The organism is Sulfitobacter sediminivivens, assembly GCF_042611115.2.
Taxonomy (GTDB): Bacteria; Pseudomonadota; Alphaproteobacteria; order Rhodobacterales; family Rhodobacteraceae; genus Sulfitobacter; species Sulfitobacter sediminivivens.
This window is the reverse complement of the sequence record NZ_JBHGAR020000001.1, coordinates 146,412-158,896: the sequence shown is the minus strand read 5'-3', so window position 1 is coordinate 158,896 and position 12,485 is coordinate 146,412. Positions and strand designations below refer to the sequence as shown.

Sequence of the window (12,485 nt, the reverse complement as noted above, 5' to 3'; positions counted from 1 at the left end):
CAATGAATGCCCATGATGACCTTGCCGACGTCGATGCCGTTGTCGCCAACGCCCGTGTTGCCCAACAGGCATACGAGGCAGGCGGATCGCAGCAACGCTATGACCGTGCTTCACAGGCTGCAGCCTGGGCCATCATGGAACCTGCGCGGAACCGCGAGTTGGCTGAGCTTTCAGTGACAACCACCGGCTTGGGCAATGTCCCTGACAAGATCACCAAGAATCATCGCAAGACACTGGGTCTGATGCGCGACATCGCAGATGTTAAGACCTTTGGCGTCATATCCAACAACGCCAAAACCGGCATCACCGAAATCGCCCGCCCCATCGGGGTGATCGGCGCGGTGGTGCCCTCAACAAACCCGGCGGCAACGCCTGCCAATAACATCATCAATGCGCTGAAATGCGGCAACGCCATTGTACTGTCGCCCTCGCCGAAAGGCGTTCCAGCCTGCGTGGCATTGCTTGCGTATATCCACGCAGAATTTGACAAGATTGGCGAAGACAAAACGCTGGTTCAGATGATCCCCGGCAAAGGATCGAAAGAGAAAACCCAGAGATTGCTTGAGATCAGCGATATGATTGTCGTGACCGGCAGCCAAAACAACGTCAGGCGCGCCTATACCAGCGGCACTCCGGCCTTGGCCGTAGGGGCAGGCAACGTCACCGTGATCATCGATGAAACCGCTGATCTGGATGCTGCCGCGGAAAAAATCACTGCCTCCAAGACTTTTGACAATGCAACCTCCTGCTCGTCTGAAAATGCGATTGTCGTTGTGGATGACGTCTACGACGTGTTTGTTGCCGCGCTTGCGAAAGCTGGCGGCGCACTGGCGAAAGATGAAGCTCAGATAGTTTCAAAACTTTGGCCAGATGGCCATCTGAACCGATCTGTCATCGGACAGGATGCGGACAAGATGCTGGCCGCGCTCGGTATGACCAATGAGGTGCCATCGGACACCAGGTTTCTGGCAGTTGAGACAACAGGGATCGGGCCAGAATACCCTTTGTCGGGCGAAAAATTGTCGCGTGTCGCGGCGCTTTACCATGCTGCAGATTTTGAGGATGCAATGTCTCTCACCGCCAAAATCCTTGCGCATCAGGGTGCCGGTCATTCAGTGGGCCTGCATTCAACCGACGACGGACGCGCACTTGCACTGGGCCGCGCGTTGCCAACCTGCCGGGTGATCGTCAATCAGGCACATTGTTTTGCCACAGGTGGTGCCTTTAACAACGGGATGCCATTTTCCCTTTCCATGGGCTGCGGGTCTTGGGGCGGCAATTCGATAGATGATAATCTGCATTGGAAACATTTCATGCAGACCACCAAAATCATTCGCGAAATCCCGGCACGAGAACCTTCGGTCGAGGATATTTTCGCAGGCTATTGGGCTGACGTCGGCGCATGATCCTGTCTGCTGAAACGCCGCCACAGGGCACCGTTCGGAATTGGCTGAATGCACGGGCTGAAACCGATGGTCCGGCATTTGTTTTTCCGGCCGGTGATGATGATGCTTTGAGTTGGGCCGATCTGCGGGATCACGCAGCCCGGATTGCCGCGCACCTCACGGCACAGGGCATCAAAAAGGGCGAAAGTGTTGCGTTGATGCAGCCCAATTGCCGCGACGGTGTGTTGGCGCTTTATGGTGTTCTTTACGGCGGCTTTCGCGCGACAATGATCAACCTTGTCGCCGGCACCAGCGCGATAGGGTACGCGCTGGACCACAGCGAGGCACGATATGCCTTCGTGCATCAAGATGCGCAGGAGATCTTTGATCAGGCGACCAGACCCGGACAGATCAGCCAAGTCGATATCTACGGCTCTGATACCGCGCCTTTGGTTGATCTTGCCCCGACCGATCAGGCGTTGCTGATGTATACTTCCGGTACAACCGGTCAGCCCAAAGGCGTGGTTCACACCCATTCCAGTCTGCTCGCCGGGGGCTGGACAACGGCGATCGCACATGGCTTGACGCCTTCGGATTGCGGTCTTTGTGTGCTGCCGATCTATCACATCAATGGGTTGTGCGTGACCGTCATGGGGGCGCTTGTGTCGGGTGGGACCGTCGCGATGTGCCCCAGATTTTCGGCAAGCCAATTCTGGGACCATGCCAGATCTGCCAATGCAACGTGGTTTTCGGTTGTGCCAACGATCATCTCGTATCTGTTGCACGCAGAGGCCAACCCAGATCCAAAGACCCGGGCGGCATTGCGATTTGGACGCTCGGCATCCTCCGCGTTGTCGCCAGACGTGCAGACCGCGTTTGAAACACGATTTGGCGTCGCGATTGTCGAGACAATGGGTCTGACCGAAACTGCAGCACAAATTTTGTCCAACCCTTTGCCCCCCGGTGTTCGCAAAATTGGCTCGCCGGGATTGGCCTTTGGCAATGAGGTTTGCATCCTATCCAAAGACCTCAGGCCCATGCCTGTCGATCAGGAAGGCGAGATTTGTGTGCGCGGCCCAAATGTCATGCTCGAATACCTCAAAAATCCTGACGCCACCGCCCGGTCGTTCACGCCTGACGGATGGCTGCGCACCGGTGATCTGGGATGCAAGGATGCGGATGGCTATCTCTTTGTCACTGGGCGTTTGAAAGAACTGATCATCAAAGGCGGCGAAAACATTGCCCCGCGCGAGATTGACGAGGCACTTTATTCGCATTCGGATGTGATTGAGGCGGCAGCGTTTGCGCGGCCCTGCACAAGCTATGGGGAGCGGGTCGAGGCAGCCGTCAAGATCAAGGCAGGGTCAACTCTGACCAATCTGGATTTGATTGAGCTTTGCAGCAAAAAGATTGGTGCCTTCAAGGCACCCGATGTCGTGCATATTCTTGATGACTTGCCAAAAGGACCATCCGGAAAAATCCAACGCCTCAAGATTGCAGAGCTGACCCGCGGTGACTGATCACGGCGCGATCAACACCTCCAAATGGTCGCGACCCCGCGCCAACAGGACCTCATAAGATGCGGCGTCTATGTTTGCCCCACAAATGACGACACCGATCCTTTTACCAAGCAATCGCGCACGCAATGGCCCGATCATCCCTGCTATTGCCGCCCCTGCCGCAGGCTCAACAGCCAGCTTGGCCTCTTGTTGCAAGACGACCATCCCTGCGCAGATCTGGTCATCCGTTACAGTCACAATTTCATCGACATAGGCCGCGCAGAGCGCGTAGCCGAACGGTAGGGCCATCGGCGGCGCGAGGCTGTCAGCGATACTTGTAACCTTGTCCAGTGTAATTGGCCGACCTGCTGCAAGGCTACGTGACATGCTGTCCGCGCCGGTTGGCTCCACACCGAAAACCTTGCACTTTGGGTTCACAGCCTTGATCGCGGCTGCGACACCGCTGATCAGCCCGCCACCGCCAACCGATACGATGACGGCATCAAGGTTCGGCACATCCTGGATCAACTCCAACCCGACACCCGATGCGCCAAGCGTGGTGTCGACCCCCTCAAACGGGTGAATGAAGGTCCGGCCCTCTTCAAGCGACAGGCGCTCGGCTTCGGCAAAGGTGTCTGGACCGGGATCGCGCAAAATCACTTCGGCCTGTTGAGCCTTTGCACGGGCAATCCGAAAGGGGTTCGCAGTGTTTTGCATCACAACTTTGGCTGACATGCCACATTGCCGTGCTGCCCAAGCCGCTGCGATGGCGTGGTTTCCGGCACTTGCCGCCGTGATCCCCGCACCACGCCGATCCTCAGGTATCTGCCGCGCAACAGACAGCGCACCTCGCGCCTTGAACGTTCCCGTATGCTGAAAGCACTCAAGCTTTAGAAATACCGCGCCACACCCCATAAGATCACCGATGAGGGGCGTTGTAAGCGGTACAACAGGCGTGCGGAACACTGCATCACTCAGCAAAGCAGCGCGGGTTGTCATGGCCTCCAACGTTACACCGTCGTTCTTAATTTTTGCCATATCTTGTATTTCCTCAATGACTTATGCTTAGCTGTATTGCGCATGGCTTCTGGCTTCTAAGTCAACAGCCGATCGCGACAAATACTCAGCCATAAAGCAAGCTGAGTATTGAGGTTAATGGTCTGGTGGATTGGTGCTTGGGCGCGCCGTGCACTTTTTTGGTTACGTTCGCCCAAGCGACAGAGGAAGCATAGATGACGTCAAAGAATATCACCCCGGTTATTTTGTGCGGCGGTTCGGGCACACGTCTTTGGCCAGTGTCCCGCAAAAGTTTTCCCAAGCAGTTCATTGCACTTGTTGGCAAAGGAAGCCTGTTTCAGCAATCCAGCGAGCGCCTGTCTGGCGCTGGGTTTGCGGCACCGCTGATTGTCACCAATTCTGATTTCAGATTTATCGCGACCCAACAATTGTCCGAGATGAACATTGATCCCGGTGCCGTTCTGATTGAACCGCAGGCGCGTAATACAGCACCTGCGCTGTTGGCGGCGGCACTGGTTCTCGCGCAGACAGATCCTGATGGTTTGATGCTGGCGGCCCCGTCAGACCATTACATCACCCAAGCCGATGTATTCCGAGACAGCGTACTGCGCGGGATCGCGGCCGCAAAGGCGGGGCAAATCGTGACCTTTGGTATCACGCCGGACCGTCCTGAAACCGGATATGGCTATCTCGAACTGGGCAGCGGCGAGGTCGACGGGGTTGTCCCCCTGAAACGCTTTGTCGAGAAACCGCATTTGGCCGAGGCGGAGCGGATGCTGGCTGCTGGTGACTACCTGTGGAATGCAGGTATTTTCATGTACACGGCACAGACGTTGATTGATGCCTTTGCTGAACACGCGCCTGATACGCTTACGCACGTGCGCGCTGCGGTGGAAGCAGCACAGACCGATCTGGGTTTCCTCCGTCTTGATCCCGACGCATGGGCAAAATGTGCGGATATTTCCGTGGATTTTGCGATCATGGAAAAGGTGAGCAATCTTTCGGTGATCCAACACAAGGGCGATTGGTCTGATTTGGGGGGCTGGAACGCGGTGCATCAGCACGCCGAAATAGATACAGACGGCGTCGCAACACAAGGCGCGTCCTATGCCATCGACTGCAAGGATACATTGCTGCGTTCTGATAATGAGGCGTTGCAATTGGTTGGGCTCGGGCTTGAGAACATCGTCGCAGTGGCCATGCCCGATGCGGTTCTGGTCGCGCATCGTGACCGGGTTGCGGATCTGGGTGATGTGGTCAAGGAAATGCGCAAATCCGCGATCCCACAGGCGGATACCTTTCCCAAGGATCACCGGCCCTGGGGCTTCTTTGAGACATTGATCCTGGCAGGTCGTTTTCAGGTAAAGCGTATCGTGGTGACGCCCGGTGCCGCGCTCAGCTTGCAAAGCCATGTGCATAGATCCGAACACTGGATCGTCGTTGCCGGCACCGCCAAAGTCACGATCAACGAGACAGTCCAATTGGTCAGTGAAAATGAAAGTGTCTACATTCCGGTCGGGGCCGTACACCGCATGGAAAACCCCGGTAAATTACCGATGGAATTGATCGAAGTGCAGACTGGCAGTTACTTGGGCGAGGACGACATTGTGCGCTATGAAGATGTCTATGCCCGTGGGCAGGGCGCAAAGGGATAATTGCCCTTTTAGGGTCTGTTATTTCGTTAAGCGTTGGCTTTGGGTTCGGATACCCCAAGAGGATAGCGGTCGAGAGCGATAAACATTCCGTCCGTCCGCTCAGCGACAAGGGTCAAGCTGTTGATCACAAAAGGCTGTGGGATCATAGGTGTGATCACTGGATCGAGCGCCAAGATCACCTTTGACAGTGTCACTTTATCAAGTTTGCCAGTCAGAGTGATGTGGAACTTGAATGCATCCATAACGTGAGGGTACCCCCAATTCCGCAGGTTTTCTTTCTGGGCAGGCGACAAATTGGCACCGCAGCGACGGGCATATTCACTCTCAGTAAGAGGCGCGCGAAAACCGTCCAGCGTTTTGACGACCTTGGCGGCAAGATTATTCAGCTCTACCACATCACCCAAAGGAACTAACGCCAGAAACCGTCCGAGCGTGGTCAGCTTTAATCTGTCGAGCATCACAGGCTGCAAGTCCTGAAACAGCAGTGCCAAAGCATTCTTCAACTCCTGCTCGCTGGTGCCTTCAGCCAGTTGAAAAGGAGGTTTGATCGTCCCGTGCAGCCCATACTTCCTCGGCGCTTGAGTTATTGACGAGATGTCGAGACCATCCATGTCAGGATGTCCCACGCGTTTTGCCAGCGCAATATCCCACCCCAGCCATGCCGCGCCAAACTCAGCAAGCGGGCACGGTGGCAACGTGTAAAAGATGGCATAGCGGGTGAACACGTGGCATTTTTCCTTTTTGGGCTAAGTAACAGAACCATAGCGGTCAATTGCCCCTCCAGACCAGCTTTGCCAAGGAGCAGGCGGTTGCGTGCAGAAAATAACCCGGTGAAAACCTTATTGCGAACATAAATCCATGACCGTAACGATTACGGAACACCCCTATTTATTGATGGTTTAGCGCTAACATTCTCCGAAAAAATCATGTAAGGCCCCTGTAACTGGTTGCGAACGGGGCATTCTGGGTGAATGAACAGCGCGTGACTGACTTTTTATCCGAAGAGAGCGCTATGCCTGAGTACACCCAACCTATCGCAACTGCAGATGTCCTGCGCGACGATATCTTGCGACATCTAAAGCTATCGCTGGGCAAAGACGCTGAGCATGCAAGCCTCTATGACTGGCGGATGTCGTTGTCTCTTGCACTGCGTGATCGGGTTGTTGAGCCATGGTTCGCGTCCACCCGCAAAACCTATGAGGGCAAGTACAAGCGGATCTATTACCTGTCGATGGAATTTCTGATTGGTCGGTTGATCGAAGACGTCACAATCAATCTGGACGTAGAAGGTATTGCACGTGACGCCATGGCGGCGCTGGGTCAGGACTATGAAACCGTTGTTGCAGATGAACCTGACGCGGCACTTGGCAATGGTGGGCTGGGTCGTTTGGCGGCCTGTTTCATGGACAGTCTGTCAACGTTGTCAATCCCCGCCTATGGCTATGGCATTCGCTATGAACACGGCCTGTTCGAGCAGCATTTTCAGGACGGTCAACAGATCGAAACGGCAGAAGGCTGGCTTGCGCAACGTCACGCGTGGGAATTCGAACGCCCGGAAGTCGCCTATAATATTCACTTTGGCGGGTATGTCAGCGAAACGGATGGCAAGGCAAACTGGAACCCTGCGGAAACGGTCCTGGCAATGGCCTATGACACCCCAACGGTGGGTTGGAAGGGCAAATGGGCCAATACCCTGCGCCTTTGGGCCGCCAAGCCAATCAAGCTTTTCGACCTCGAAAGCTTTAACCGGGGCGATTATGTCGGTGCGAACGCACCCGAGCGGTTGGCCAGAACCATCTCTCGTGTTTTGTACCCTGACGACACCACCGAAGACGGCAAGGAACTGCGGCTGAAGCAGGAATATTTCTTTACCTCCGCATCAATCAAAGACCTGTTGCGGCGCTTTTTGTCCGAAGGTCACAAGATCGCAGACCTGCACAAGATGGTCGCGATTCAGCTTAACGACACGCACCCCGCAATCGCCGGGCCCGAATTGGTGCGTCTGTTGATCGACAAGCATGATTTCGGTCTAGATCAGGCCATCGACATGGCGCGCAAATGTCTGGGTTACACAAATCATACGTTGCTTCCTGAGGCATTGGAAAGCTGGCCAGAAGGCCTGTTTGCACGGATATTGCCGCGCCATCATCGGATCATTGAAATGATCCAGGAACGCCATTTGGCCGCAACAGGGTCTGATATTCGGATCATTGAGCACGGCAACGTCAAAATGGGCGAACTGGCCTTTATCATGGCGCATAGGGTGAACGGTGTGTCGGCGCTGCACTCTGAACTGGTCAAGGAAACCGTGTTCGCCGATCTGCACAAAGCCTATCCAGATCGCATCCTCAACCAGACAAACGGGATCACGCCCCGCCGTTGGCTTTATTCATGCAATCCGGCACTGCGCGGCCTGATCAACGACACCATCGGCACCGATTGGCAGGAGGATCTGCAAATGCTGCAAGATCTGAATGCACATCTGGACGACGCCGCATTTCAACAGGCGTTTCGCGATGCCAAGACCGAAAACAAGTACCATCTGGCCAGATGGCTGAAGGATCGCGACAACGTTACGCTGAACACCGATGCAATGTTCGATATCCAGATCAAGCGCATTCACGAATACAAGCGCCAGCATATGAACATTCTTGAAACGATCGCGCTTTGGAATGAAATCCGCGACAATCCGACGGGCAATTGGACACCACGGGTCAAAATTTTTGGCGGCAAGGCTGCACCGGGTTATGCGCTGGCCAAATCAATCATTCGCCTGATCAATGACGTTGCGGCGACCATCAATAATGATCCTGTGACACGTGATCTGCTACAGGTGGTCTATCCTGAGAACTACAATGTTTCGATGGCAGAGATTTTGATCCCGGCCTCTGATTTGTCAGAGCAAATCTCGACTGCGGGCAAAGAGGCGTCTGGCACGGGCAACATGAAGCTTTCCCTGAACGGCAGTCCCACAATCGGGACGCTGGACGGGGCCAACGTTGAAATTCGGGATCATGTAGGGGCCGAAAATTTCTTTCTTTTCGGGCTCACCGCCGCACAGGCACAAGAGGCACGTACACATCATGGCTATGCCCGGCGCGCCATTGATAACAGTCCACGTCTTCGCCGTGTTCTCGGACAGATTGCAGATGGCGTATTTTCGGGCGGTGACCGATCGCGGTATTCAAACATTCTGACCAACCTTTGGGAACACGACTATTTCCTCGTGAGCTGTGATTTTGACGATTACTTTGCAAAGCAACGTGAAGTTGATGCAGTATATCAGGATGTTACACGCTGGACGCGGATGGCCGCTGCGAACACCGCCGGGATGGGGTGGTTTTCTTCCGACCGAACCATTCGAGGATACGCACATGACATCTGGGGTGTAACCTCGGTCCGCTGATGGCGTGGAAAAGCATAAGGGATGCATGACGTGATCAATTCAAACGATATGCAAAAAATCGTGAATGGTACCCATTCTGACCCGTTTTCCGTGCTTGGCATGCACATTATCGACGGCAAGGTGACAATACGGGTTTTTCATCCTGATGCCGATGCAGTTGATGTACTCGACAGCAAATCAGGCCGCAAAGCCTTGTCGCTGATCCCCTCGCCTGATGCGCCTGCCGTCTATACCGGTCTGGCGTCGCGCCGCAAAAAGCCGTTTGGGTACCGTTTGCGGATAACCAAAGGCGATCACGTCTGGGAAATGGATGATCCCTATCGATTCGGTCCGGTATTGGGTGAATTGGACGAACACCTGATCGCTGAGGGCGCACATCTTGACCTTTGGAAGGTGCTTGGGGCGCATGTCATGGTTCATGAAGGCACAGACGGCACACATTTTGCGGTCTGGGCACCAAATGCCTCGCGTGTTTCGGTGATCGGAGACTTTAACCGCTGGGATGGTCGGCGAAATCCAATGCGGCGGCGCGGTCAGACAGGTGTCTGGGAAGTGTTCATGCCCGGCCTGACCGAAGGCGAAGCCTATAAATACGAACTGCTTGATGGGCAGGGCAAATTGTTACCGCAAAAGGCAGATCCTTTTGGATTTGGTGCCGAACACCCCCCCAAAACCGCCTCTGTCATTCGCAGGCTGGAAGGTCACAATTGGACCGATGCAACGTGGATGCGCAAACGTGAGACCCTGCACCGCATCGACAAGCCAATTTCAATTTACGAGGTTCATCTTGGGTCCTGGCGGCGTGTCCCGGAGGACGGCAATCGTCCGTTGTCATACCATGAACATGCGCAACAATTGGTGCGATACGCCAAGGATATGGGCTTTACCCATATTGAACTGATGCCCATCTCTGAATTCCCTTTCGACGGCTCTTGGGGGTATCAGCCTGTCGGGCTTTATGCGCCGACAATTCGGCACGGCACATTGCAGGAATTCCGCGCTTTTGTTGAGGCATGCCACCACGCCGATATCGGACTTATCCTTGACTGGGTTCCGGGGCATTTCCCCGAAGATCAGCATGGGCTGGGCCTGTTTGACGGCACACCGCTTTATGAACATGCCGACCGCAAAGAGGGATTTCATCCAGACTGGAACACGCTGGTCTATAACTACGGTCGCCGTGAAGTGTCAAACTATCTTGTGGCCAATGCCTTGTATTGGCTGCGCGAGCACCACGTTGATGGTCTGAGGGTCGATGCCGTGGCTTCGATGCTTTATCGTGATTATTCGCGCAAAGAGGGCGAATGGGTACCGAACAAGGACGGCGGACGCGAAAATCTTGAGGCGATATCGTTCCTGCAGCGCACCAATACCGTCGCTTATGGCGACGTGCCCGGCATTGTAACCGTCGCCGAAGAATCAACGGCATTTCCGGGGGTCAGTGCGCCCGTCGATCATGGTGGCCTGGGCTTTGGGTTCAAATGGAATATGGGGTGGATGAATGACACTCTGTCCTACATGGCCGAGGATCCGATTCACCGGAAATACCACCACCACAAGATGACCTTTGGTCTGCACTATGCCTTTTCAGAAAACTTTGTGCTGCCGATCAGCCATGACGAAGTGGTGCATGGCAAAGGGTCGATGATCGAAAAAATGCCGGGGCAAGGCGATGACAAATTCGCCAACCTGCGTGCCTATTACGGGTTTATGTGGGGCCATCCGGGCAAAAAGCTTTTGTTCATGGGCTGTGAGTTTGCGCAAGGCGTCGAATGGAACCACGACAGCAGCCTTGATTGGCATCTGCTGGATCATCCGCTGCATGCGGGCATGCAAAACCTTGTGCGGGACCTGAACACGCTGTTGCGTGATATGGCCGCCCTGCACCAGCTTGATTGTAAGCCAGAAGGGTTTGAATGGATCGAGGAAGGTGCGGCAGAAGAATCTCTTTTTGCATGGTTGCGCAAAGGCTCTGATGACACGGCACCTGTATTGGTGGTCAGCAATTTTACCCCCGTTGAACGCAGCGCGCGGCGCATCGGTGTACCACGTGCAGGGCGCTGGGTTGAAAAGCTCAATACGGACGCCAGCATCTATGGCGGCGGTGATCGCGGGAATATGGGTTTCGCAGACAGTGAACAGATTGCCGCCTCTGGTCGGCCCCATTCGATTTCGCTGACCATTCCACCACTGACAACTCTATTCTTTGAATTAAAAGAGGGTGACTAGCCCCATGACCGACGGCATTTAGGGAGGACGACAAATGGATACAGAACCACAACGACTGGCCCAGCAAACGATGGCGTTCGTACTGGCGGGGGGCCGCGGCAGCAGGTTATTTGAACTGACCGACAAAAGAGCCAAGCCAGCAATGTATTTTGGTGGCAAGAGCCGGATTATTGATTTCGCCCTGTCCAACGCTGTGAATTCCGGCATCCGCCGTATCGGTGTCGCGACGCAGTACAAGGCACATTCCCTGATCAGGCATTTGCAGCGGGGATGGAGCTTTTTCCGCGCTGAACGCAACGAGTCGCTTGATATTCTGCCTGCATCACAACAGCTGAACAATGAAAACTGGTACAAAGGAACCGCCGACGCGGTGACCCAGAATATCGAAATCATTCGCGGTTATGGCCCGAAATACATTATCATTCTGGCTGGCGACCACATCTACAAACAAGACTATTCCCTGATGGTCAAACATCATGTCGAAAGCGGTGCGGACGTCACTGTGGGCTGTATCGAAGTCCCCCGGATGGAAGCCACGGGCTTTGGCGTGATGAAAGTGGATGACACGGATCGCATCCTTGATTTCGTCGAGAAACCCGCAGACCCGCCCGCCATGCCTGGCCATCCCGACATGGCATTGGCAAGCATGGGAATTTACGTGTTCAAAACGGACTATCTGTTCGAATTGTTGGAAAAAGACGCGGCCAATCCTGCATCCAAGCACGATTTTGGCGGTGATATTATTCCTGACATTGTCAAGAACGGCAAAGCCATCGCACATCCCTTCAGCCGCTCGTGTGTTCGGACCGGGCTGGAGGAAAAACCATATTGGCGGGATGTAGGGACTGTCGATGCGTTCTGGCAGGCAAATGTTGATTTGACCGACTTCAAACCTGAGCTTGATCTTTATGACAACTCCTGGCCGATCTGGACTTATTCGGAGCTGACTGCGCCAGCAAAATTCATCCATAACGAAGAAGGGCGGCGCGGCCATGCCGTGTCTTCCATGGTATCGGGGGGCTGCATTATTTCCGGGTCGTCGCTTGAGCGGTGCTTCTTGTTTACGGGCGTCAGAACCCATTCGTTTTCGCAACTCGAAGGCGTTGTCGCGATGCCCTATGCCGAAATAAACCGCAATGCGCGTTTGAAAAATGTTGTCATTGATCGGGGTGTGACAATACCCGAAGGCCTGGTTGTTGGCGAAGATGCCAAGCTAGACGCGAAAAGGTTTCGGCGCAGCCAGAATGGCGTTTGCCTGATCACTCAGCCCATGATCGACGCATTGGAAAAATAA

The 12,485-nt window shown here is 54.6% G+C and carries 8 protein-coding genes; 6 read left to right on the top strand and 2 right to left on the bottom strand.

What is annotated here, in order from left to right:
* The first annotated feature begins 2 nt into the window (after positions 1-2).
* Positions 3-1,406, top strand: coding sequence for an acylating sulfoacetaldehyde dehydrogenase (gene sauS, locus ACEWL3_RS00730; protein WP_386177124.1), 1,404 nt, complete (start codon positions 3-5; stop codon positions 1,404-1,406).
* Positions 1,403-2,905: an AMP-binding protein gene (locus tag ACEWL3_RS00725; RefSeq protein WP_386177123.1), complete on the top strand. Its 1,503-nt coding sequence runs from the start codon at positions 1,403-1,405 to the stop codon at positions 2,903-2,905. The genes sauS and ACEWL3_RS00725 overlap by 4 nt, the downstream gene beginning before the upstream one ends.
* Here the strand turns inward: ACEWL3_RS00725 and ACEWL3_RS00720 are convergent, their stop codons facing one another.
* A complete protein-coding gene (locus ACEWL3_RS00720; RefSeq protein ID WP_386177122.1) occupies positions 2,906-3,922 on the bottom strand; it encodes a threonine/serine dehydratase family protein in 1,017 nt (338 codons plus the stop codon).
* Between the two features lie 194 nt (positions 3,923-4,116).
* On the opposite strand from ACEWL3_RS00720, the gene ACEWL3_RS00715 reads away from it, so the two are divergent.
* On the top strand, positions 4,117-5,556 hold the full coding sequence (locus ACEWL3_RS00715) for a mannose-1-phosphate guanylyltransferase/mannose-6-phosphate isomerase (protein WP_386177121.1): 1,440 nt from the start codon (positions 4,117-4,119) through the stop codon (positions 5,554-5,556).
* A 26-nt stretch (positions 5,557-5,582) separates the two neighbouring features.
* Here ACEWL3_RS00715 and ACEWL3_RS00710 read toward each other — a convergent pair whose 3' ends face one another.
* Complete coding sequence (locus ACEWL3_RS00710) at positions 5,583-6,281, bottom strand: DUF1045 domain-containing protein (RefSeq protein ID WP_386177120.1); 699 nt, start codon at positions 6,279-6,281, stop codon at positions 5,583-5,585.
* Between the two features lie 287 nt (positions 6,282-6,568).
* Between ACEWL3_RS00710 and ACEWL3_RS00705 the strand changes: the two genes are divergently transcribed.
* Genes ACEWL3_RS00705 through glgC form a run of 3 tightly spaced genes read left to right on the top strand, consistent with a single transcriptional unit; the run spans position 6,569 to position 12,485 of the window.
* A complete protein-coding gene (locus ACEWL3_RS00705; RefSeq protein ID WP_386177879.1) occupies positions 6,569-8,962 on the top strand; it encodes a glycogen/starch/alpha-glucan phosphorylase in 2,394 nt (797 codons plus the stop codon).
* 21 nt (positions 8,963-8,983) lie between these two features.
* Positions 8,984-11,191: a 1,4-alpha-glucan branching protein GlgB gene (glgB, locus tag ACEWL3_RS00700; RefSeq protein ID WP_386177119.1), complete on the top strand. Its 2,208-nt coding sequence runs from the start codon at positions 8,984-8,986 to the stop codon at positions 11,189-11,191.
* Positions 11,192-11,225: 34 nt separating this feature from the next.
* Complete coding sequence (gene glgC, locus ACEWL3_RS00695; RefSeq protein ID WP_386177118.1) at positions 11,226-12,485, top strand: glucose-1-phosphate adenylyltransferase; 1,260 nt, start codon at positions 11,226-11,228, stop codon at positions 12,483-12,485.

What these genes read in the sequence shown, in the direction of transcription:
- sauS (WP_386177124.1), top strand. Translation starts at nt 3, where the DNA reads ATGAATGCCCATGATGACCTTGCCGACGTCGATGCCGTTGTCGCCAAC.
- ACEWL3_RS00725 (WP_386177123.1), top strand. Translation starts at nt 1,403, where the DNA reads ATGATCCTGTCTGCTGAAACGCCGCCACAGGGCACCGTTCGGAATTGG.
- ACEWL3_RS00720 (WP_386177122.1), bottom strand. Translation starts at nt 3,922, where the DNA reads ATGGCAAAAATTAAGAACGACGGTGTAACGTTGGAGGCCATGACAACC.
- ACEWL3_RS00715 (WP_386177121.1), top strand. Translation starts at nt 4,117, where the DNA reads ATGACGTCAAAGAATATCACCCCGGTTATTTTGTGCGGCGGTTCGGGC.
- ACEWL3_RS00705 (WP_386177879.1), top strand. Translation starts at nt 6,569, where the DNA reads ATGCCTGAGTACACCCAACCTATCGCAACTGCAGATGTCCTGCGCGAC.
- glgB (WP_386177119.1), top strand. Translation starts at nt 8,984, where the DNA reads ATGCATGACGTGATCAATTCAAACGATATGCAAAAAATCGTGAATGGT.
- glgC (WP_386177118.1), top strand. Translation starts at nt 11,226, where the DNA reads ATGGATACAGAACCACAACGACTGGCCCAGCAAACGATGGCGTTCGTA.